Source organism: Xenorhabdus bharatensis, from assembly GCF_037996705.1.
Lineage (GTDB): Bacteria > Pseudomonadota > Gammaproteobacteria > Enterobacterales > Enterobacteriaceae > Xenorhabdus > Xenorhabdus bharatensis.
This window is the reverse complement of record NZ_JBBMXG010000001.1, coordinates 275315-298852: the sequence shown is the minus strand read 5'-3', so window position 1 is coordinate 298852 and position 23538 is coordinate 275315. Positions and strand designations below refer to the sequence as shown.

The following is a 23538-nucleotide window of genomic DNA, read 5'->3' as shown; positions in this document are numbered from 1 at the left end:
TCAATAAAAAAGAAAAATAACAAAATTATTGACTTTATCTTCGTCACATTTTTGCCTATTGAATATACATGTATATACAACTATACAGTTAATAAATTTTCATAAATATGAAAAAGGAAAAACTGTGACAACGCAAAATAATAAATTCAGTAATACGGTTATCCGTGCTCCCAGAGGAACAACACTCACAGCAAAAAGCTGGCTGACAGAAGCCCCGCTTCGCATGCTTATGAACAATCTTGATCCTGACGTTGCAGAAAATCCCCATGAGCTGGTGGTTTATGGTGGCATTGGTCGCGCAGCCAGAAATTGGGAATGTTATGAAAAGATTGTTGAGACTCTGAAAAACCTTGAGAGCGACGAGACATTACTGGTTCAGTCAGGCAAGCCCGTCGGCGTTTTCAAAACCCATGAAAATGCTCCTCGTGTATTGATTGCCAACTCAAATCTGGTGCCTCACTGGGCAACATGGGAACACTTTAATGAACTGGATGCCAAGGGATTAGCGATGTACGGCCAGATGACGGCCGGTAGCTGGATATATATCGGCAGTCAGGGAATTGTGCAGGGGACGTATGAAACATTTGTTGAAGCCGGGCGCCAGCACTATAACGGCGATCTAACAGGCCGCTGGGTTCTGACAGCCGGATTAGGTGGTATGGGAGGGGCACAGCCTCTGGCCGCCACACTGGCAGGTGCTTCATCACTGAATATTGAATGTCAGCAAAGTCGGATTGATTTTCGTTTACGTACTCAGTACGTGGATGAGCAGGCCACAGATCTGGATGATGCGCTGGCACGTATTGAGCGTTATACCCGCGAAGGTAAAGCCGTATCGATAGCATTGTGTGGTAACGCAGCGGAAATTTTACCAGAACTGGTTCGCCGCGGTGTTCGCCCTGATATGGTGACGGATCAAACCAGTGCTCACGATCCATTACACGGTTATTTACCGGTAGGGTGGACATGGGAAGAATATTGTCGTCGTGCTGAAACTGAGCCGGAACACGTTGTTCAGGCAGCAAAAGCATCAATGGCTCGGCATGTAGCAGCGATGCTGGATTTCCAGAAACAGGGTATTCCTACTTTTGATTACGGCAATAATATCAGGCAGATGGCTAAGGAAATGGGTGTTGAAAATGCCTTTGATTTCCCGGGTTTTGTTCCTGCTTATATCCGCCCGCTTTTCTGTCGCGGAATAGGGCCTTTCCGTTGGGCGGCACTTTCTGGTGATCCTCAAGATATTTATAAAACAGACGCCAAAGTAAAAGAACTATTGCCGGATGACAGCCATCTGCATCGCTGGCTTGATATGGCACGGGAACGCATCAGCTTTCAAGGCTTGCCAGCACGTATTTGTTGGGTAGGGTTGGGCGATCGCGCCAAATTGGGTTTGGCTTTCAATGAAATGGTGCGTAATGGCGAACTTTCCGCGCCAATCGTGATCGGGCGTGACCATCTGGATTCAGGCTCAGTAGCAAGCCCTAACCGTGAAACCGAATCAATGAAAGATGGCTCTGACGCAGTATCTGACTGGCCATTGCTGAATGCTCTGTTAAATACAGCCAGTGGAGCAACATGGGTATCGCTGCATCATGGCGGCGGCGTTGGTATGGGGTTCTCCCAGCACTCTGGCATGGTCATTGTCTGTGATGGTTCAGATGAAGCGGCGGGGCGCATTGCCCGGGTGCTCCATAATGATCCGGCGACAGGCGTTATGCGCCATGCAGACGCAGGTTATGAACTGGCAATTCAATGCGCAGAAGAACAAGGGCTGAATTTACCTATGCTCAATACCCGAAAAGAAGACACTCAAGCGGCAGAAATAAAATAAGGAGCGTTACTAATATGAAATCTATCACTATTCATCCGGGAAAAATGACGCTTGAAGAGTTACGCCACATCTATCAGCATCCGGTACAAATAACGTTAGATGAGCAATGCGTTCCGGCGATAGAGAGCAGTGTTGAATGTGTTAACCGCATCATCAACGAAAACAGAACTGCTTACGGAATTAACACGGGTTTTGGGCTATTGGCGAATACCCGAATTGCAGAACAGGATTTAGAAGAACTGCAACGTTCGATTGTTATGTCACATGCGGCCGGTGTCGGTGAACCGCTGCCGGATGAAATTGTTCGTTTGATGGTCGTATTAAAAATTAACAGCTTAGCCCGTGGTTACTCAGGTATTCGTCTGGAAGTAATTCAAGCGTTGATAGCATTGGTGAATGCCGAAGTTTACCCTTGTATTCCGGCTAAAGGGTCGGTTGGGGCTTCTGGTGATTTGGCTCCGCTGGCACATATGAGTCTGTTATTGCTGGGTGAGGGCAAAGCCCGTTATCGCGGTGAATGGTTGCCGGCAAAAGAAGCTCTGGCAAAAGCAGGTCTTCAGCCATTTAAGCTGGTGGCAAAAGAGGGGCTGGCATTACTGAACGGTACTCAGACTTCAACAGCATTTGCCCTGAAAGGCTTGTTTGCAGCGGAAGAATTACTGGCATCAGCCGTTGTTTGTGGTGCTCTATCAGTTGAGGCGGCTCTGGGTTCCCGTAAGCCATTTGATGCACGTATTCATGAAGTCCGCGGGCAGCAGGGGCAAATTGATGTTGCCGCTTTATACCGCTTTGTACTGGAAGAGAAAAGCGATATCTCTGACTCCCACGAGAACTGCCCGAAAGTTCAGGACCCTTATTCACTGCGTTGCCAGCCACAGGTTATGGGCGCTTGTCTGACCCAAATTCGTCATGCTGCTGATGTCATTATGGTTGAGGCTAATGCGGTTTCTGATAATCCACTGGTTTTCACTGAGCAGGACGAAGTGATTTCTGGCGGGAATTTCCATGCTGAACCTGTCGCAATGGCATCGGATAATCTGGCTCTTGCGCTGGCGGAGATTGGTGCACTGGCAGAACGAAGAATAGCTTTGCTGATGGATAGTAATATGTCTCAGTTACCTCCGTTTCTGGTCAAAAACAGCGGGGTGAATTCTGGTTTTATGATTGCTCAGGTAACCGCTGCTGCACTGGCAAGTGAAAATAAAGCGCTAGCACATCCTTCCAGTGTTGACAGCCTGCCGACTTCAGCGAATCAGGAAGATCATGTTTCTATGGCACCGGCAGCAGGTCGTCGCTTGTGGGAAATGGCGGATAACGTCAGGGGTATTCTGGCAATTGAATGGCTGACGGCATGTCAGGGGGTCGATTTCCGTGAAGGATTAAAGAGTAGTCCGACGCTAGAAAAAGCCCGTCATATTCTGCGTAATAAAGTGAAGTATTACGATAAAGATCGTTTTTTCTCACCAGACATTGAAGCCGCTATTCAGTTATTGGCAGAACAGCAACTTTCTGCATTATTGCCAGCAGATAAAATCCTGCCAATTGGTAATATCCTGAAAAACCACATAAACTAAATCGTCAGAAGGCCGGTTTTCCCGGCCTTATCGTTGTATTTATCTTTCACATCTAATAATAAAAGAAATAGGGATAAATCATGCAAAACACCTCACAACTCAAGCGTGGGCTAAGTGTTCGTCATATTCGGTTTATGGCACTGGGGTCGGCAATTGGTACCGGGCTTTTTTATGGTTCTGCGGGAGCTATTCAGGCCGCAGGGCCGGCGGTATTGCTGGCCTATCTTATCGGAGGAGCCGCTGTTTTTATGGTTATGCGGGCATTGGGGGAAATGGCGGTTCATAATCCTGTGCCCGGTTCATTCTCTCATTATGCCAGCCATTATCTGGGGCCGCTGGCGGGTTTTCTGACCGGATGGACTTATGTTTTTGAAATGCTGGTGGTTTGTCTGGCGGATGTCACTGCATTTGGCCTCTATATGAAATTCTGGTTTCCCCATGTTGATCAATGGATTTGGGTTCTTGGTATCGTCTTGTTTATTGGGGCGATAAATCTGTGTAACGTTAAAGTTTTTGGTGAGATGGAATTCTGGCTTTCCATCATAAAAGTGGTTGCTATCATTGCCATGATTGTCGGTGGCTTTGCAATCATGATGTTTGGATTTAATCAGGGAACTGACCATGCAACTGGTTTATCAAATCTGTGGGAACATGGTGGCTTTATGCCGAATGGTGTTGCCGGGATCATTGCTTCATTTACCGTTGTGATGTTTGCATTCGGTGGTATTGAAGTTATTGGTATTACCGCCAGTGAAGCGAAAAATCCGACATATTCTATCCCAAGAGCCATCAATGCCGTCCCGGTGCGTATTCTGCTGTTTTATGTTCTGACCTTGTTTGTTCTGATGTGTATTTATCCGTGGGATCAGGTTGGTCAGAACGGTAGTCCGTTTGTGCAAATTTTCTCCAGCCTGCAATTCAACTATGCTGCCCATATTCTGAATCTTGTCGTTATTACAGCGGCAATTTCAGCTATCAACAGTGATATTTTTGGTGCCGGACGGATGATGTATGGCATGGCGCAGAAAAAACAGGCTCCTGCTGCGTTCAACAAACTGACAAAACACGGTGTACCATGGGTTACGGTACTGACAATGTCAGTAATTTTGCTGGTCGGTGTCTGGTTGAATTATATATTACCGGAAGAAATCTTTTTGATTATCGCTTCCATTGCAACCTTTGCCACAGTATGGGTATGGCTGATGATCCTGCTATCACAATATAACATGCGCCGTAGAATGCCTGCGGAAGAAGCTGATCAGCTGAAATTCCCTGTTCCTTTCTGGCCGGTAGCGCCAATGCTGGCAATTGCATTTATGGCGTTCATCATTGTGGTGCTGGGTTATTTCCCTCATACACGTGTGGCGTTATATGTAGGCATTGGTTGGGTTGCCTTACTGACTGTCAGTTATTTCCTGTGGGTAAAAAAATCGGGTGATAAAACAGCCTGATTAATAAAAAGATAATACGAATGAAAGCCATCTTGCCAGAGCAGGATGGCTTTTATGTATTTGTCGAACTCACATATGATTTTCACCTGAAATAATTCACATGCGCAGATAGCTGATTTGTGGCGGGGATCGTGGCAAACTAGCAGACTTAATATTCTTGAGGTTTAGAGGTGCTTGTGGATAAGATTTTTGTAGATGAAGCCGTCGCGGAGCTGCATACCATTCAGGATATGCTGCGCTGGGCAACCAGCCGTTTCAGTGCAGCCGGCATCTATTATGGTCATGGGACAGATAACCCATGGGATGAGGCTTTGCAATTGGTTCTTCCAACATTGCACCTGCCTATCGATGTACCAGAAAACATGATGGCATCCCGCCTGACAACAACAGAGCGCCAACGTATTGCTGAATGTGTTCAGCGCCGCATCAACGAGCGTATTCCGATCGCATACCTGACTAACCGTGCATGGTTCTGTGGGCATGAGTTTTATGTCGATGATCGGGTTCTGGTGCCGCGTTCACCTATTGGTGAGTTGATTAACAACCAATTTGCCGGGTTACTCCCACAGGAGCCAGCAACCATTCTTGATCTGTGTACCGGAAGCGGTTGTATTGCGATTGCGTGTGCTCATGCTTTCCCTGAAGCTGAAGTTGATGCTGTTGATATTTCTGCTGATGCGCTAGCTGTGACAGAACAGAATATTGAAAACCATGCTCTGTTACATCGCGTTATACCTATCCGTTCTGATATGTTCCGCGATATGCCTCCGATGAAATACGATCTTATCGTGACGAATCCACCTTATGTGGATGAAGAAGATATGAGTGATTTGCCGGATGAATTTCATCGTGAACCGGAATTGGGTCTGGCTGCGGGTGTGGATGGGCTGGATCTGGTTCGTCGTATTCTTGCGACCGCCCCGGATTTCCTGACAGAAGAGGGCGTGCTGATATGTGAAGTCGGCAATAGCATGGTTCACCTGATTGGGCAGTACCCTGACGTACCATTCACATGGCTGGAATTTGAACATGGTGGCGGTGGTGTTTTTATGCTGACCCGTAGCCAGTTAGTCGAATATCACGAACATTTTCACCTGTTCAAAGATTAAAGTTCGTTACACACAATATTAAGCACAATGGTTAAGGCGTTCTTTATCACATTTTAGTTAAATAAAACGAGTGAAATAAATTATGCTTTAACCATTTGTTAGTTTATTGTTATTTAACATCTAATCTTAATACATAAGAAATAATGGCAGGATAGGTATGGCAGGAAACAGTATTGGACAGTTTTTCCGTGTTACCACATTTGGTGAATCTCACGGTCTTGCATTAGGTGGAATTGTTGATGGTGTTCCACCTGGTATTGTTATTTCGGAAGCGGATTTGCAAATTGATCTGGACAGGCGTCGTCCCGGAACTTCCCGCTATACCACTCAGCGCCGTGAACCTGATGAGGTTCGTATACTTTCCGGTGTTTTTGAGGGCGTGACGACCGGAACCAGTATTGGTTTATTAATTGAAAACACCGATCAACGCTCGCAAGATTACAGTGCGATCAAAGATGTTTTCCGTCCCGGTCATGCCGATTATACCTATGAACAAAAGTATGGATTGCGCGATTATCGCGGAGGTGGCCGTTCATCTGCCCGTGAAACTGCAATACGTGTTGCTGCGGGAGCGATTGCCAAAAAATATTTATTCGAAAAACAGGGTATTCGTATCCGTGCCTGCCTGACTCAGATGGGAGATATTCACTGCGAAATGAAAGACTGGGATCTGGTTGAGCAGAACCCGTTTTTCTGTCCTGATGAAAGTAAATTAACTCAGCTTGATGAATTATTACGTGCCCTGAAGAAAGAAGGGGATTCCATTGGCGCCAGAGTGACTGTCGTGGCTGAAAATGTTCCGGCTGGGTTAGGAGAACCGGTTTTTGACCGTCTGGATGCTGATATTGCTCATGCCCTAATGAGCATTAATGCTGTGAAAGGCGTAGAAATTGGTGATGGTTTTGGCGTAGTTGGCCTGCGTGGCAGCGAAAACAGGGATGAAATCACCTCGCAAGGCTTTACCAGTAACCATGCGGGCGGCATTCTGGGTGGGATCAGTAGCAGTCAGCCTATTGTTGCCCATATTGCGCTGAAACCGACATCCAGCATTATGGTTTCAGGTAAAACAATCAATCGGCAGGGTGAAGAAGTGGATATGGTTACACGGGGTCGGCATGATCCTTGTGTTGGTATCCGGGCAGTGCCTATTGCAGAGGCGATGATGGCGATAGTCCTGATGGATCATTTGTTGCGCCAGCGAGCCCAATGTGCAGATGTGTCACCTTCGCTTCCGCGCTGGTGAACCCGAGCTCAACAAATATGAACAGGTGCCGAAAGACACCGTGATAACGGATAAGCAATTTTCGGGTGAAATTCATCATGGAATGGTCATTATTGGGTCCGGAAGTTTATGGTTTTCTTTTTTTAGTTGCTCTGGTTGCTGGTTTTATCGATTCAATTGCAGGTGGTGGCGGGCTGTTAACGATCCCTGCTTTATTATCTACAGGTATTACGCCGGTTCAGGCACTGGCAACAGGGAAACTTCAGGCTGTAGGGAGTTCTCTCTCTGCCAGCCTGTATTTTATCCGCCGGAGGATCGTAAGCTTACGTTCTCAACGATTTGCTATCACGATGACGGTTCTGGGTGGCATGTCAGGCGCATTACTGGTTCAGTTTGTATCACCGGATTTACTGCGCTATGCCCTACCGGTTCTGGTTATGATTATCGGACTTTACTTCCTGTTGGTACCCAATATAGGCGCAGAAGATCGACCAAGCCGTTTAGGGCCGATTGCATTTGGTTGCCTTGCCGGAGGAGGAATTGGGTTTTACGATGGTGTATTCGGGCCGGGAACCGGCTCTTTTCTGGCCCTTTCTTACGTTATGCTCTGTGGTTACAATTTGGCGAAGGCAACCGCACATGCAAAAGTGCTGAATTGCGCAGCTAATCTCGGTGCATTGGTTTTCTTTATTCTTGGCGGGCAGGTTTTATGGCTGCTGGGTTTTGTTATGCTGGCCGGTCAGATGATAGGAGCCCGCTTAGGGGCTGGTCTGGTATTAAGCAGAGGGCAGAAATTGATTCGTCCGATGCTGGTAACCATCTCTTTTTTAATGAGCATCAAATTGCTCCATGAACAGCATGGTGAGACCATCCGCTCCTGGCTGGCATTTTATTTTTAATTTTTAGGATTGTATTAATAAATGGCTGAACATCATTATCAGCAACTAATTGATATTTTTGATAATTGCTTTAGCGATGACTATAACACCCGTTTGATCAAAGGTGATGATGAGCCAATTTATCTCCCCGCAGATGATAAAGAAGTTTATAACCGGGTCGTATTTGCTCACGGCTTTTATGCCAGCGGATTACATGAAATTTCTCATTGGTGCATTGCAGGTACAGAGCGTCGTAAATTGGTTGATTTTGGTTATTGGTATTGCCCCGATGGCCGCGATGCTCAGACACAGTCTGAATTCGAAAAAGTTGAAATTAAACCTCAGGCTTTAGAGTGGTTATTCTGCATGGCTGCTGGTTTTCCGTTCAACATCAGTTGCGATAATCTGGACGGTGATTTTGAACCGGATCGTTTTGCTTTTCAGCGGAAAGTTCATGCTCAGGTCATGGCATACCTTGAAAATGGAATCCCCCTACGCGCAGCGCGCTTTATTCGTGCCCTGCAATCGTTTTACAATACCCCTCCACTAAAGGCAGAACATTTTCCTGACCCGGAAAATCCTTTTGCTAACTGATTTGATTTTTGAGGAAAAACAATGCTCGCAGAGTTTGAAACACGCATTCTGGCACAGATAGATGACATGGTTGAATATGCCAGTGATGACGAATTATTTGCTGGTGGATACCTCCGCGGGCATCTGACGTTGGCCGTTGCTGAACTGGAGCAGGAAGGGGCTAATACTATTGAACAGCTTCATCAGCGTGTAGAGGAAAGCGTTCATAAAGCGATTAAGGCTGGCGAATTGACACCACCGGATCAGGTTTTGATTTTATCGACCTGGAAAAAGCTACTGGATAGTGCGAGAGCATAATTTTTTGACGCTATTTTGAGGGTTGTTTTACAACCCTCTCTTACATGGAAATGCGTAGCAGTTCGCAATTAATGATAAATAAAAGATAATCGTAAATATTGAATGTTCTTTTATGAATAAAATAAAGTAAAATCATTGTCTGGTAATATTTGATTTTTTATATATTAAAGTTACATGCCAGCGTAATTCAATGATCTTCTTGTATACGCTCGATAAACGTCAAGTTGCAATGGGTAATATGAGGCGAATTCTTATATCTCACCGCGATGCGGGGAGGTATAACACGCATCTTGAAATTGAATTTGTATATAATCTTTTAATTTTTATTTTGTTATTAGTGGAACAACTGATGATTTGAAAAATGAATGGTGATAGAGTCTATAGCATTATGAAAAAATAATATATTTTAAATTTATTGCTAATATATAAATTAAAAGTGAAATCATTAATTGGTTATTTAAAAACGATGGATATAAATTCTCTGTAACAACACAGAATAGAAAAAGGACATTTCGGAGGTGGTATATGAGAATTGAGAACAAGGCTGTTCAAAAGGGGTATGAGCATGACAATGAGCAATATAAAAAGTATTTTTTACCTGAATCGATAAATTTTAGTACTTCCAACCTGACAGGGAGAAAGGAAATGAATGTAATGTTAGAAAAAAGATTTGAAAATATGGAGGTAGATGTTTCTCAATTAAAAACAGACGTAACACAATTAAAGTCAGATGTAACACAGTTAAAATCAGATGTAACGGAACTAAAAATAGATGTAGGCATTATAAAAAACACCCATGCAACTAAGGCTGATATTGAATCGGTAAAGGTACTTATTTATACTGAGATTGCATCTGTAAAGAAAGAAATGGCATCTATTCATAAGACGCTATTAGAGAAAATAGCATCTCAGACAAAATGGATGGTAACAATGATGTTTGGTTTTTCTGGTATTATTATCGCGGCAATGAAATTGATGCTTCCATCCTGAATAATTACAAGGTGGTATAATGTTCACTATTCGTTCAACACAGTTATCAGATATAAATCAGTTAGCTATAATTGAGCATTCCGCTGCGCAATTATTTCGAACTATACCTGAACTAGCTTGGATTTCTGATGGTCATGTACATACTGAACAACAACATTTGGGCTATATTGTGCAACACAATAGCTGGGTTGCAATAAATAATAAGGGAACTCCTATAGGTTTTATTCTGGTGAAACCTCTGGATGACGGATTGCATATTTTTGAACTGTCTGTGCATGGGGATTGGCAAAGAAAGGGCATAGGAAAGAAATTAATTGAAACAGTTATTCAGGTTGCTAAACAGCGTCAATTACAGTTTGTAACTTTGACAACTTTCCGTAATATCCTTTGGAATGCACCTTTTTATCAAAAACTGGGGTTTGCTATCTTGGAATCACAGGAAATGAGTAAGGGATTACAGCAAATTTTGCAAGGTGAAATTGAATATGGATTTTCGACAGAACAGCGTTGTGCCATGAAACGTCCCATAATGATATAAAAGAGTGGTAATTCAGTTATGAATTATTCCCCCAGTCACATAACTTATCTATGTGACGGGAGATTGGCTTCTTTATTGCTGGGGAGCATCAGTGTAATTTAAGATTTCTCAGTTTTTACTTTTTTGCCGCGCAACAGTTTTCTGACCCAGAAGCGGTTAGGGTTTAAAGCCGCTAATGTTTCATCGTCAAGCGGCAGAGCTTCACCAAAAATTTGTCCTGCGAGTAACTCAGCGCTTAAAGGAGCAGAGCATAAGCCACGAGATCCTAGTGCTCCGATAATAAACAGATCAGGATAACAAGGTGACTCGTCAATTTTCTCCCCGGACTGTATTTGTTGGTGTAAGTTGGCATACTTTTTCATAATTTCTTTGAGAACAGGCACATTACCCACCATTGGCATGTGATCCCGAATGACACAGCGTATTCCCTGACGAGATTTGTTTTCTGAGATATCAACCTCTTTCACCCACTCAACATCAGGAAAACACTTCAGTAAACGGTCTCGGTTTTCTTGTTGTTCGGCGGAAGAATACTCAGTATCCAGAAAATGACGCTGATAACTTGCGCCAATACAGTGATATTGATTCTGTGGGTTGACAGGTGTCATATAACCATCGTAACAGAGTACAGTTTTTAGCTGGTTGAGGCGCTCGGTAGTTGGGATATGACTGACTTGTCCACGAACAGCGGTAACTGGGAGCTTTTCAGTTTGTTCAAATTGTGGCAAGCAGTGCCCGTTGGCAATAACAACCACTTTATGGGTTTTAAGCTGTCTTTGCCCCTGATGTTCAATATGTAGCTGCCAGCCGTCTTCATATTGATCCAAGCGTATTATCTTCTGGTTGAAGTGCGTACACATACCACGCTGTTGTGCAAGTCTGATAGCTTCCTGAGTCAACTGTCCCGGATATAACCATCCTCCTTGTGGATAATGCACACCATGATAATTAACATCCAGCCCACTAGTCTGGCTCAGGTGCTGGCGATCCATTTCAACGGCAATGTCTTCTGGCCATACTGTCTGGAGTATCCCTGAGATTTTTTTATCCGATTTTTCATCGTAGGCCAGCTGGCTCACTCCATCCCACTGATGATCAAATAAAACGCCTTGTTCAGTCAGGTGGTCGTACTGACGACGGGCAAAGGTAAATGCGCAGGTAAAAAAACGTTCGAGTGGATCATTCTGACCATTCAGTAAGGGATACAGCGCGCCTTGTTGATTACCTGACGCATTTTGTGCCGGGTGTTCATCCTGACAATATAGGGTGACTTTTGCTCCACGGCGCAATAAAGCTAGCGCAGTAAGTGCGCTGGCAATACCGCCGCCAATGATGGCGATATCATCAGTGTATGCTGCGCTTTGTCGGGTAAACCAAGGGGTATCCGGGCTGGAATTGAGAGCTGTGGGAAGTAAAGTGCCTGTCAGCATCTCTCTTTTACGCCCGAAACCTTTTATTTTTTTGACATCAAAACCTGCTTCCTGTAATCCGCGGCGAACTAAACCGGCGGAAGTAAAAGTCGCAAATGTCCCTTCTGAGCGGGAAAATTTTGCCATTGAAGTGAACAGTTGTTCGCTCCACATTTGTGGATTTTTGGATGGGGCAAAACCATCTAAAAACCATGCATCAACTTTGCTGTTCAGGCCAGAAGTTATCTTGGGTAATAGCTCATTTACATCACCAAACCAAAGATCCAGCGTGATAGCACCATTATCCAGAATTAACCGATGACAACCTGAGAGTGGTAAGGGCCACTGTTGACATAACTCTTCAGAGAATGGCTGAAGTTCTGGCCAGCGTTGATGGGCATTTTTCAGATCTGCGATTTTTAATGGATATTTCTCAAAGCTAATGTAATGAAGCCTTTTTAATGTAGCATCGGGTGATTGTTGCCTGAAAGCTGAGAAAGCCCGCCAGAGTGCCAGAAAATTTAACCCTGTACCAAATCCGGTTTCAGCAATAACGCAATCAGAACGAGGATGTGTGTTAAAACGTTGAGGAAAATGATTGCCTTTCAAAAATACATATACCGTTTCTTCCAACCCATCTTGATTTGAAAAATAAACATCATCAAACTGCTCAGAAATAGGTGTGCCCTGTTCATTCCAACTTAGGGTTGCGCTACTGATAGTACTGTTTTTCACGATACTGTTTTTCAAAATAAGACCTGTATTGTTGTGAAGAATAATGGGGGATTTTAACGGTCTTGATGCTGTTACACCACCTATTGAGGATCTTAAGAACTGACTCTGATCAATTGTTCCACAATTTTTAACCTGATCGGACTTGTTCAGCGTACAAGTGTACGCTAAAGTGCGAGTAGGAAATCCCGCAGGTAAACATATTGATGAGGTAATTAATGAAAAGAGCAGTAATCACTGGTCTGGGAGTTGTTTCCAGTATTGGTAATAACCAGAAAGAGGTGCTTAAATCTCTGAAAGAAGGCCTTTCCGGGATAACTTTTTCCGAAGAATTCAAAGAAATGGGGCTTCGCAGCCAAGTTTGGGGAAATGTCAAACTGGATACAACGGGTTTGATTGACCGAAAAACACAGCGCTTTATGAGTGATGCTTCTGTTTATGCTTATCTGGCAATGGATGAGGCAATCAAAGATTCCGGCCTGTCAGATGATCAGGTTTCTAATTTACGCACAGGGCTGGTTGTCGGTTCTGGTGGCGGTTCACCTCATAATCAGGTTGTCTGTGCAGACGGTATGCGTGCCCGTGGCTTGCGGGGTGTCGGGCCTTATATGGTTACAAGAACAATGGCTTCCGGCATTTCAGCTTGTCTGGCAACACCTTTTAAAATTAAAGGCGTGAACTATTCGATCAGTTCTGCCTGTTCGACCTCTGCGCATTGTATCGGTCATGCTGTTGAGTTAATTCAGCTAGGCAAACAGGATGTTATTTTTGCGGGTGGCGGTGAAGAGCTTAGCTGGGAAATAGCCTGTGAATTTGATGCAATGGGTGCGCTTTCCACCAAGTATAATGAAACTCCGGATCGGGCTTCCCGTACTTATGACCAAAACCGTGACGGCTTTGTTATCGCAGGCGGTGGCGGTATCGTGGTTGTTGAGGAGTTGGAACATGCATTAGCCCGTGGCGCGCATATTTATGCTGAAGTTATTGGCTACGGAGCAAATTCCGATGGAATGGATATGGTAGCACCTTCAGGCGAAGGAGCGGTTCGTTGTATGAGAATGGCGATGGACGGTATTGATGGTGAAGTAGACTATATCAATACTCATGGCACATCGACGCCGGTTGGCGACCTGAAAGAGCTGGAAGCTATCAGAGAAGTATTTGGTGACAACACACCTGCAATTTCAGCGACTAAGGCGATGACCGGGCATTCTTTGGGAGCGGCGGGTGCTCAGGAAGCAATTTACAGCCTGTTGATGCTGGAGCACGGGATTATTGCACCGAGCATTAATATCGAAGAGTTGGATGAAAAAGCGCTGGGTATGAATATTATTACAGAACCGACCGAACGCGAGCTAAGAACAGTGATGTCCAATAGCTTCGGGTTCGGTGGTACGAATGCATCTTTGGTAATGCGTAAATATTCTGCTTGATTTTCTAAAGTTGAATATTTTATCGTTCTGAGTAAAAGCCAATTCATCAGTTATGTGGATTGGCTATAAATTTTCCTGCTTTTCTGCCGTTTTTTACGAATGATCCGTAATGTAGGTGGAATAATTAGAACCAGTGCAGCTAAAACCAGCAAAGACTGAGCGATAGCACTACTCCACAGGATATCAAAACTACCATTGCTGATTGAAAGAGCCCGCCTTAAGTTTTGCTCCAGCATTTCACCGAGCACAAACCCCAGAATAAGGGGTGACATTGGGAAGTTCATTTTCCTGAGGATGTAACCAAAAACCCCCAGACCAACCATTAACATCAGATCGAACGTTGTGCTGTGTACTGCATAAACGCCGATTGCTGAGATGCTGGCAATGATCGGAACTAAAAACCAATGTGGGATGCTCAGCATACGGGTAAATAGACCAACCATTGGGATATTCATAATTAGCAATAGAATATTCGCAATAAGTAGTGCAGCGATTAATCCCCATACGATATCAGGCTGTTCGGTGAACATAGCAGGTCCCGGAGTGATGTTATAGAGCGTCAGTGCGCCTATCATTACCGCTGTTGTGCCTGAACCGGGCACACCCAGTGTCAGCATGGGAATGAATGAGCCACATGCGGATGCATTATTGGCCGCTTCAGGAGCGGCAACGCCCCGGATATCACCTTTACCAAACGAATCACTGTTACCACTGAGCCTTTTTTCGGTCATGTAGGTGATTGCGCTGGCAATGGTCGCTCCGGCACCGGGAAGTATTCCGACAAAGAAACCAATAACTGACGAGCGTAATATTGGCCCGGTACAGGCTTTAGCTTCTTTTTTATTAAACAGCAATCTTCCGGTTTTACTTATTACTTTTTGGCCGGTAGACGTGCTTTCCAGCATCAACAGAATTTCGCTGACAGAGAACAGCCCAATGACAACGACAATAAACTGAATTCCGTCGGAGAGGTGGACACTATCGAAGGTGAAACGATAAACACCTGTATTAGAATCAACGCCTACAGTGGCTAACCCCAAACCAATCAAGGCCGCCAGTAGCGATTTAACCGGATTCTGGCTCATCATGCTGCCAAGACAGGCAATTGCAAAAACCATCAGGGCAAAATATTCGGCAGGCCCGAAGGCCAAAGACCATTTTGCCAGAAGAGGCGCAAACAAAATGATCCCAGCAATAGCCAGAATTGACCCACAGAATGAACTGACCGCTGAGATAGATAATGCAACCCCGGCTTTCCCTTGTTTTGCCATCGGGTGCCCATCCAGAGCGGTCATAATGGCAGCGGCGTCCCCCGGCACATTCAGCAGAATTGAAGATATCCGCCCTCCATATTCACAGCCAATATAGACCGTTGCCAGTAAGATTAAGGCGGATTCTGCGGGGAGTTTCAGAGCAAAAGCCAGAGGTAATAAAATCGCAACCCCATTGATTGGGCCAAGACCCGGAAGCAGGCCAACAACAGTACCAATAAAACAACCGATTAGCGCAATGACCAGATTTTTAGGGATTAATGCGACTTCAAAACCATGTGTTAGGTATATCCATGTATCCATTTTATCTCCTTACCTGAACAGGCTACCAATTGGCAGAGTGACATCTAGCAGGCGATCAAAGATAAAAAAGAGAGAGGTACCTAAGATCAAGCCAGAAATAATTGCGGCGGGAAGTGTGGCGTTAAACAGTAATGCAATGCTGACAGTCAATAATGTTGTTGCAAGAGGGAAGCCTAACCACTCAAACGTTCCGGCATAAAAGATCAGTGAAGTAACCAGTAAGAATAAACGGAGCAATGTTTGTGGAACAGGCCAGTCAACTATTTCCGGTTTTCTGAATAGTAGTAGCAGTGCGCACAATATCATTAACGAAATAATAGCAATCGGAAAAGGGCGCGGGCCGAGTGGCTCATAGCTGTATTCACTATGGATACCCCAGCCAATGACCAGCCCTATTCCACATAACACTAACCAGATGACGGCAAAAATACGATCACTCATAATGCAGTCCCTATTATTTCGCTAAACCAAAAGATTTAGCCATTTCATGGTACTGAGTAACCTGTTTTCTCACATAATCATCCAGCTCTTTGCCTGTCATATTGAATTCAAATAGACCGCGTAGTTCACGCTGCTTTTTAAATTCGTCGGTTTGTTGCAGTGTGTTGAACGTGTCAACCCACCATTGATATTGTTCATCAGAAACTTTCGGCCCCATGTAAAAACCCCGGATCACCGGCCACACAATGTCGTAACCCTGTTCTTTAGCTGTCGGGATACCTGCCAGAACGCCATCCAGTCTTTTGTCTGCATAGACAGCAAGAACACGGATTTTATCACTTGTCAGGTACGGTAGAGCCTCGCTGATATCGCCGGAAAAAACCTGAATATGGTTACCCAGCAAAGCTGTAAGCGATTCTCCTCCACCTTCAAAGGCGACATAACGCATTTTGTGTGGATCAATACCGGCTTCTTTGGCGAGTAATGCGGTTTTCATCCAATCCTGACTGCCGATGGAGGCACCGGCACCAAATACAATATTGGCGGGGTTACTCTTAAATACATTGAGGAGATCTTTTAAGGTTTTATAAGGAGAATCCTGACGAACGGCAATCATACCGTAATCAGTACCAACACCGGCCAGCCAGCGCACATCATTCACGTTGTAACGCCCGAATTTTCCCTGAGCAAGATTTAACAGCGAGCCACCGGAAAAGGCGACAATCGTTCCCGGCTCGGCTGGTCGCTGGGCAACAATAGCATTGTAGGCCACAGCGCCGACGCCACCGGGCATAAATGTTACCCGCATAGGTGAATTAATAGCTTTAGTTTCTAATAATGAGACCTGAGCCAATTTACAGGTTAAGTCAAACCCGCCTCCGGGTTTGGCTGGAGCGATACATTCAGTTCTGTCAGGGGCGCTGGCTGCAAAGGTATTGATACAGAAAAGTAAACCAGTAGCCGCTAATAATGTTTTTAATATTTTCATTTTTTATTCCTCACATGGCACCAGTCCAGTAATGGTGACAATACAATAAATCTCTGGTGCATTATTATTTATAGAACCGAAATCTCTTATTAGCCGTGAAAAATGTTTATATGTGACACTAATCACCTAATGTCACATTTGGTTTGCTTTTAAATACACCAAAATACTTAATGTTATTGATAACTGAAATAGAGTAAGTCTGGCCTTATTTTTTATACTAATTCAACTTCAATGTGCATGTTATATATCCCCACAATGTGGCGAGATATAAGGACTTTCCTCAGATTACCCGTTGTAACTTGAAGTTTATCGAGTATATATTAGAGAATCTTCTTTAAATGTATCTTTAATAGAACTCAGTATTAATATTTATTAATACTGAACAAGTTTAACTAATGTGTTTTTCTAAATTGTTTTGATATTAACAAAAATAAATTTATAGATTATAGAATCACTAGATTTCAGTTTAATAACTCATCTGTGAGTTATGAACAATAAATGAAGAGAACAGTAAATAGATTCAGTTCGGAGGGAGGTATTACGATCTGTTTTTGCAGTTATTGCCCAATGATACTATTGGGCAATAACTGGTGATAAAGTTATTTAAAATGTCTTACGATTAACTTTTGATACTATTTTCAGTTTGTTTTTTATAACTGTTAATTGGGGTACGTAATTGTTGGGCAATCATCACACCAGCCAGCACAATACCTCCTCCGATAAGATGATAGCTATACATCTTCTCATGAAGTACTACAATCGCAATGATGGCGGTAAAGACCGGAGCCAGATTCATAAATATCGATGTCATATTTGCACCCAATCGTCTAACTCCCTGTATCCACACATAAGGTGCAATAATTGAAGCCGGAATACCCGCAAACAGTACAAGAGGAATATTATCACTGGTTAGCTGAACATCTTCTGTCATCATGAAATTAGGAAAAAGTAACAGTACGCCAAACCCGATTTGTATATAAAGAGCCTGCCAGTTGGGTAATGGAATTGCCCAGCGTTTGGTCAGGACGCCGTACAAAGCATAAGCGGCTGATGCAATAAACATCATTGCGTCTCCGATCCCTAATCCGTTCTCCAATAAAGTAGACGGTTCACCTTTACCCACTAGCCATATCAGCCCAAACAGTGAAAAAGCCGTTCCGAGTATAATGCCAACGGTCGGCGTGATCCGTAGTATAAATATACTGAGTATGATCGTCAGCAACGGAATTAATGAGGTTAAGATCCCAATCAATGTTGCACTGACAGTATGGGCAGCATAGTAAATCAGGCTTTGATTAAGAACCATACCAAGAAAACCCAGAATCAATAATTTCCACCAGTGTGGGATGACTGCTTTCCACTGCTTTATTACCGGCAGTAAGATAAAAGGCGTCAAAATCAAAAACGCGATAAACCAGCGATAGAAAGCGATAGCGCCGGGTTCAATTGAGATTGCTGCGGATTTACTGACTACCGCATTAGCTGACCAAATCAGTACAGCAATAAGGGGAAATAATAAATTTTTCATTGAGTTTCATTGTGTGTAGAACATCGTGTACTTAGTGTAGCAGTGACCGATTTATTATACATATTGATAATCCGCCAACTGATGTGGCAATCAGGACAATTTATAAATGCCTCTCCGTTTTTGGGAGTAAAAATGAATTTTTTGAAAGGGAGTTAATCAAATGATGTTTCAGTTACCGGACTGGGATATACCCAACACCCTCATTTTTCGTGATGAAACCCTGAGTGCTGATACTGAATTTATGCTGCATTCCCATCCATTCGGGCAATTAATTTATGTTGTAAGCGGCGTTATGGAGATGGCTGTGGAAGGACAACGTTTTCTGGCTCCTCCGGAATTCAGTATCTGGATCCCGAAAAATAAGGTTCATTCGAGCTATAACCGGAAAACGATGCAGTTTTGGATAATCGATATTTCACCGCAATTGAGCAAATTTTTGCCCCAACATCCCTGTATTATCCGGTTAAGTTCTATTTTTAATGCCATTATGCAGGATTTCTTTAGCCGTAGGATTATCCGGCCCCAGACAGATAAAGATCAGCGTCTGGCACAGATCCTGATTGATCAGCTTGAAATTTCACCAAGCCAGAATACTTACCTGCCCTCATCAAAAGATAAACTGCTTGCACCGATCTTACAGGCATTAGAGCATAACCCCGCTGATAATACTTCATTGGTAGAATGGGCAAAGAAGCGTTATACCTCGGAAAGAACCTTATCACGCCGTTGCCAGCAGGAGTTGGGGATGTCTTTTAGTGAGTGGCGACAGCGTCTGCGTTTTCTGCATGCGATTTCTTTGCTGGAACAGGGGAAAAGCGTTCATGAAGTTGCATTTGATGTGGGTTATAGTTCATCGTCGGCTTTTATTGTTATGTTTCAACAGATTGCCGGAACAACACCGGAACGATTCAGGAAAGGATCAGCTGAAAGTAACACCAATCAGAGTGCATGAGGCTGCGGAAATTTTCTCATTAAAGAGCTAAGCAGAAAGAGAAAGCGGGATTAGGCATTATGTCGATTAAATGGCAGAATAGCGGATCACGCCCACTCAAGTCGTTGGATATGAAAAGTGAAAATTTTAGTCGATGAAAATATGCCTTATGCTGAACAACTCTTTAAACAATTAGGAGAAGTTCAGGCAATTCCGGGGCGCCCTGTGCCTGAGGGGGTTCTGGAACACGCGGATGCTTTTATGGTGCGTTCTGTCACTAAAGTTAATGAGTCCCTGTTAAAAGGCAGTGCTGTAAAATTTGTCGGCACAGCGACCGCGGGTATGGATCATGTCGATCAGCCGTGGTTAGAGCAGGCGGGGATCGGTTTTTCTGCTGCCCCCGGATGCAACGCAATTGCTGTTGTTGAGTATGTCTTCTCCGCGCTGATGATATTAGCAGAACAGGATCAATTTCAGCTGAAGGATAAAACTGTCGGTATTGTCGGTGTTGGAAATGTCGGGGGGCGTCTGGCTGCACGACTGGCCGCTCTGGGCGTGAAAACTCTGCTGTGCGACCCACCTCGGGCAGATAGGGGTGATGAAGGTGAATTCTGGCCTTTGGAAAAATTGGTCAAAGAGGCAGATATTCTGACTTTCCATACTCCGCTTAATACATCAGGCCCTTATCAGACTTATCATCTGGCAGATGCAGAACTGCTTTCTGCCTTGCCGGATAACCGGATCTTAATTAATGCCAGCCGTGGCGAAGTGGTTGATAACCAAGCACTGTTATCAGCTTTACAAAACGGAAAAAAATTGCGCGTCGTACTTGATGTCTGGGAACCAGAACCTAACCTTTCATTACCTTTGCTGGCGCTGGTGGATATCGGTACACCGCATATTGCGGGATATACGCTGGAAGGCAAGGCCCGCGGTACAACTCAGGTTTTTGAGGCGTATTGTGAATTTTTAGGCAAGCCACAAAAAACCGCATTGTCTGACTTATTACCTGAGTCTGATTTCAGCCATATCACGGTTCGTGGTGAAGTGACACAAAGCATCCTGAAGCGTCTGATGCATTTAGTGTATGATGTGCGCCGTGATGATGCACCATTGCGTCAGGTAGCCGGGCAGAATGGTGCTTTTGACCAATTGCGGAAAAATTACCCGGAACGCCGTGAGTGGTCTTCCCTGACAGTGCATTGTGATTCTGAAAGCAGTGCTCAATTACTATCCCAGATTGGATTTGAAACTAAAGTCATTTAAAAACAGCTGATTAACGGTGTTTAATTAACTGTATTGAGTTAACAACAGGCAGAATTCTCTGCCTGCCAGCAAAATAAAAGAGAAGTGGAGAAAACCAACATGTCAGAAGGTTGGAATATTGCGCTATTGGGTGCAACGGGCGCAGTAGGTGAGGCGATATTGGCGTTATTACAGGAGCGCCAGTTTCCGGTTGGTGAACTGCATCTTCTTGCCAGTGAACAAAGTGTCGGCAGCATCAAGCGGTTTAATGGTAAGAACATCACCGTTCACGATGTTGCCGAATTTGACTGGTCACAGGTACAGCTAGCATTTTTTGCTGTGGGTATGGACGTCACCGCACAACATATTGCACAGGCAACAGAAGCGGGCTGTCTGGTGATAGACAGCAGCGGGTTGTTTGCTGCTGAACCGGATGTTCCATTGGTTGTGCCGACAGTAAACCCCCATGCGTTGGCTGAGTATCGTAACCGTAATATCGTTTCAGTTGCTGATAGTGCAACCAGTCAGGTGTTAACGGCTATCAAACCTTTAATTGATACTGCGGGTATCGCGCGTTTACAACTGACTAATATCCTGCCGGTTTCTGTTCATGGTAAAGCAGCGATTGAAGAATTAGCAGGGCAAAGTGCCCGTTTATTGAATGGTATCCCACCCGATGAGGGGCGTTTCAATAAACAGCTGGCATTCAACTTACTGCCTTTGCTGCCTGATGTGGAAGGTACAGTGCGTGAAGAGCGCCGGATTGTCGATCAGGTTCGCAGAATATTACAGGATGAAGGTTTGCCTGTTTCTGTCAGCTGTGTTCAGTCTTCCGTCTTCTACGGTATTGCCCAGATGGTCAGTGTAGAAACGCTGCGTCCGGTTGGTGTAGAAGAAGCGCGTGACGAATTTGAACGTCTTGAAGAAATTCAGGTCTCAGAAGAGGGGGATTACCCGACTCAGGTTACTGATGCATCAGGTGCAGATGGGCTGAGTATCGGCTGTCTGCGTAATGATTACGGAATGCCGGAGAGGCTACAGTTCTGGTCTGTTGCCGATAACATTCGTTTCGGTGGTGCATTGATGGCGGTTGAAATCGCAGAAAAACTGATTCAGGAGCAATTTTACTGATGTCTGATACAGAACTGAATCAGTCTGTGCCAGAAGCAAAAAAAGTGAAAATTGCACTGGGGATTGAATACGACGGCAGCCGCTATTATGGCTGGCAGCGTCAGCAGGAAGTCAGAAGTGTACAGGCGTGTCTGGAAAAAGCGCTGTCAAAAGTTGCAAATGAACCCATTGCTGTTTTCTGCGCAGGCAGAACGGATGCAGGTGTTCACGCAACGGGGCAGGTTGTGCATTTTGAAACTTCGGCACAGCGTAAAGATGCCGCATGGACAATGGGCGTTAATACCCATTTGCCTGCGGATATCGCAGTGCGTTGGGTGACAGCGGTAGATGATGAATTTCATGCCCGTTTCAGTGCAACAGCACGTCGGTATCGGTACGTTATCTTTAATCATCGTTATCGTCCTGCGGTATTGGCGAAAGGTGTCACGCATTTTCATTATCCTCTGGATGAGAAAAAGATGCATGAAGCAGCCCAATGTCTGTTAGGAGAAAATGATTTTACTTCTTTCAGAGCAGTACAGTGCCAGTCCAATTCGCCGTGGCGCAATCTGATGCACATTAATGTCAGTCGCCACGGGCACTATGTTGTCGTGGATATCAAAGCGAATGCTTTTGTCCATCATATGGTGCGTAATATTGTCGGCAGCCTGCTGGAAATTGGCTGTGGTAATCAGGGCGTACAATGGATGGCTGAACTGTTAGCACTGAAAGATCGGACAAAAGCAGCAGCAACGGCTAAAGCTGAAGGGCTATATTTAGTTGCGGTGGATTATCCTGCTCACTTTGGGTTGCCTGAGCCGGTGATGGGGCCTTTGTTTCTGGCTGATGAATTGGTTTCTGACTGATGAACTGGTTTTTGACTGATAAATGCTGATTTTTTCGAATGACGGCAGGGATGTTTGAGTACTACGAGGAATATTATGGAGTTTTTTACTCATTTTATTGATTTCGCGAAGTTCATTGTTGATTTTATTTTACATATTGATGCCCACTTGGCTGAATTAGTTGCCAATTATGGTGACTGGGTATATGGGATCTTATTTTTAATCGTATTTTGTGAAACCGGGCTGGTGGTTACACCGTTCCTGCCGGGGGACTCACTGCTATTTGTAGCGGGAGCGCTGTCGGCATTGGATTCTAACGATCTTAACGTACATATTATGGCTGCATTGATAATTGCCGCGGCAATTATCGGGGATGCGATAAACTATACTATTGGTCGTGTTTTCGGTGAGAAACTGTTCAATAACCCAAATTCGCGGATTTTCCGTCGCAGTTATCTGGATAAAACTCATCAGTTTTATGAGAAACATGGCGGAAAAGCGATCATTCTGGCGCGGTTTGTGCCAATTATCCGAACATTTGCGCCATTCGTTGCCGGGATGGGAAAAATGTCTTACCGACATTTTGCTGCATATAATGTTATCGGGGCATTGATATGGGTATTATTGTTCACTTATGCCGGTTATTTATTCGGTGACATGCCGATTATCCAACAGAATCTGAAATTATTAATTGTTGCAATTATATTTATTTCTATTCTGCCGGGTGTGATTGAAATCTGGCGTCATCGCCGGGCGGCATCTAAAAATGCGGCAGATAATAATTAGATGTCACTAAATGATAGATAGCCACAAAC

At 44.4% G+C, this 23538-nt stretch carries 21 protein-coding genes; 16 read left to right on the top strand and 5 right to left on the bottom strand.

Features of this window, described 5'->3' with window-relative positions; translation table 11 throughout:
* Positions 1 to 124: 124 nt before the first annotated feature.
* From hutU to AAC855_RS01125, 10 genes are all read left to right on the top strand, one after another.
* A complete protein-coding gene (gene hutU / locus AAC855_RS01170; RefSeq protein WP_340607827.1) occupies positions 125 to 1834 on the top strand; it encodes a urocanate hydratase in 1710 nt (569 codons plus the stop codon).
* 14 nt (positions 1835 to 1848) lie between these two features.
* Positions 1849 to 3408 (top strand): histidine ammonia-lyase, encoded by a 1560-nt coding sequence (gene hutH / locus AAC855_RS01165; protein WP_340607826.1) that lies wholly within the window; start codon positions 1849 to 1851, stop codon positions 3406 to 3408.
* An 80-nt stretch (positions 3409 to 3488) separates the two neighbouring features.
* Positions 3489 to 4859 carry an amino acid permease gene (locus AAC855_RS01160; protein ID WP_340607825.1) on the top strand — a complete coding sequence of 457 codons (1371 nt, stop codon included), beginning with the start codon at positions 3489 to 3491 and terminating at the stop codon, positions 4857 to 4859.
* A gap of 176 nt (positions 4860 to 5035) precedes the next feature.
* Positions 5036 to 5968: a 50S ribosomal protein L3 N(5)-glutamine methyltransferase gene (prmB, locus tag AAC855_RS01155; RefSeq protein ID WP_340607824.1), complete on the top strand. Its 933-nt coding sequence runs from the start codon at positions 5036 to 5038 to the stop codon at positions 5966 to 5968.
* A 157-nt stretch (positions 5969 to 6125) separates the two neighbouring features.
* Positions 6126 to 7211: a chorismate synthase gene (gene aroC, locus AAC855_RS01150; protein WP_340607823.1), complete on the top strand. Its 1086-nt coding sequence runs from the start codon at positions 6126 to 6128 to the stop codon at positions 7209 to 7211.
* Between the two features lie 77 nt (positions 7212 to 7288).
* Complete coding sequence (locus AAC855_RS01145) at positions 7289 to 8089, top strand: sulfite exporter TauE/SafE family protein (protein ID WP_340607822.1); 801 nt, start codon at positions 7289 to 7291, stop codon at positions 8087 to 8089.
* 21 nt (positions 8090 to 8110) lie between these two features.
* Positions 8111 to 8662 carry an elongation factor P hydroxylase gene (locus AAC855_RS01140; RefSeq protein ID WP_340607821.1) on the top strand — a complete coding sequence of 184 codons (552 nt, stop codon included), beginning with the start codon at positions 8111 to 8113 and terminating at the stop codon, positions 8660 to 8662.
* 21 nt (positions 8663 to 8683) lie between these two features.
* Positions 8684 to 8959, top strand: coding sequence for a YfcL family protein (locus AAC855_RS01135; protein WP_340607820.1), 276 nt, complete (start codon positions 8684 to 8686; stop codon positions 8957 to 8959).
* Between the two features lie 525 nt (positions 8960 to 9484).
* Complete coding sequence (locus AAC855_RS01130) at positions 9485 to 9949, top strand: hypothetical protein (RefSeq protein WP_340607819.1); 465 nt, start codon at positions 9485 to 9487, stop codon at positions 9947 to 9949.
* A gap of 19 nt (positions 9950 to 9968) precedes the next feature.
* The gene (locus AAC855_RS01125) at positions 9969 to 10487 is read left to right on the top strand and encodes a GNAT family N-acetyltransferase (RefSeq protein ID WP_340607818.1); all 519 of its coding nucleotides are present in this window, start codon (positions 9969 to 9971) and stop codon (positions 10485 to 10487) included.
* A 98-nt stretch (positions 10488 to 10585) separates the two neighbouring features.
* Here AAC855_RS01125 and mnmC read toward each other — a convergent pair whose 3' ends face one another.
* Positions 10586 to 12631 carry a bifunctional tRNA (5-methylaminomethyl-2-thiouridine)(34)-methyltransferase MnmC2/FAD-dependent 5-carboxymethylaminomethyl-2-thiouridine(34) oxidoreductase MnmC1 gene (gene mnmC / locus AAC855_RS01120; RefSeq protein WP_340607913.1) on the bottom strand — a complete coding sequence of 682 codons (2046 nt, stop codon included), beginning with the start codon at positions 12629 to 12631 and terminating at the stop codon, positions 10586 to 10588.
* A gap of 215 nt (positions 12632 to 12846) precedes the next feature.
* Between mnmC and fabB the strand changes: the two genes are divergently transcribed.
* Complete coding sequence (fabB, locus tag AAC855_RS01115; protein WP_340607817.1) at positions 12847 to 14061, top strand: beta-ketoacyl-ACP synthase I; 1215 nt, start codon at positions 12847 to 12849, stop codon at positions 14059 to 14061.
* 50 nt (positions 14062 to 14111) lie between these two features.
* On the opposite strand, the gene AAC855_RS01110 is transcribed toward fabB, so the two are convergent.
* The 4 genes from AAC855_RS01110 to AAC855_RS01095 form a co-directional block, all read right to left on the bottom strand.
* Positions 14112 to 15635: a tripartite tricarboxylate transporter permease gene (locus tag AAC855_RS01110; RefSeq protein WP_340607816.1), complete on the bottom strand. Its 1524-nt coding sequence runs from the start codon at positions 15633 to 15635 to the stop codon at positions 14112 to 14114.
* Between the two features lie 9 nt (positions 15636 to 15644).
* A complete protein-coding gene (locus AAC855_RS01105) occupies positions 15645 to 16076 on the bottom strand; it encodes a tripartite tricarboxylate transporter TctB family protein (RefSeq protein ID WP_340607815.1) in 432 nt (143 codons plus the stop codon).
* A gap of 13 nt (positions 16077 to 16089) precedes the next feature.
* Positions 16090 to 17064 (bottom strand): Bug family tripartite tricarboxylate transporter substrate binding protein, encoded by a 975-nt coding sequence (locus AAC855_RS01100; protein ID WP_340607814.1) that lies wholly within the window; start codon positions 17062 to 17064, stop codon positions 16090 to 16092.
* Between the two features lie 619 nt (positions 17065 to 17683).
* The gene (locus AAC855_RS01095; RefSeq protein ID WP_340607813.1) at positions 17684 to 18592 is read right to left on the bottom strand and encodes a DMT family transporter; all 909 of its coding nucleotides are present in this window, start codon (positions 18590 to 18592) and stop codon (positions 17684 to 17686) included.
* Positions 18593 to 18752: 160 nt separating this feature from the next.
* On the opposite strand from AAC855_RS01095, the gene AAC855_RS01090 reads away from it, so the two are divergent.
* From AAC855_RS01090 to AAC855_RS01070, 5 genes are all read left to right on the top strand, one after another.
* Entirely contained in the window at positions 18753 to 19544 is a 792-nt protein-coding gene (locus tag AAC855_RS01090) for an AraC family transcriptional regulator (protein WP_340607812.1), read from the top strand.
* Between the two features lie 117 nt (positions 19545 to 19661).
* Positions 19662 to 20789 carry a 4-phosphoerythronate dehydrogenase PdxB gene (pdxB, locus tag AAC855_RS01085; RefSeq protein ID WP_340607811.1) on the top strand — a complete coding sequence of 376 codons (1128 nt, stop codon included), beginning with the start codon at positions 19662 to 19664 and terminating at the stop codon, positions 20787 to 20789.
* 99 nt (positions 20790 to 20888) lie between these two features.
* Positions 20889 to 21899: an aspartate-semialdehyde dehydrogenase gene (locus AAC855_RS01080; protein WP_340607810.1), complete on the top strand. Its 1011-nt coding sequence runs from the start codon at positions 20889 to 20891 to the stop codon at positions 21897 to 21899.
* On the top strand, positions 21899 to 22744 hold the full coding sequence (truA, locus tag AAC855_RS01075) for a tRNA pseudouridine(38-40) synthase TruA (RefSeq protein WP_340607809.1): 846 nt from the start codon (positions 21899 to 21901) through the stop codon (positions 22742 to 22744). Before AAC855_RS01080 ends, truA begins: the two co-directional genes overlap by 1 nt.
* Positions 22745 to 22819: 75 nt before the next feature.
* Complete coding sequence (locus AAC855_RS01070) at positions 22820 to 23509, top strand: DedA family protein (RefSeq protein ID WP_422824333.1); 690 nt, start codon at positions 22820 to 22822, stop codon at positions 23507 to 23509.
* Positions 23510 to 23538 lie beyond the last annotated feature (29 nt).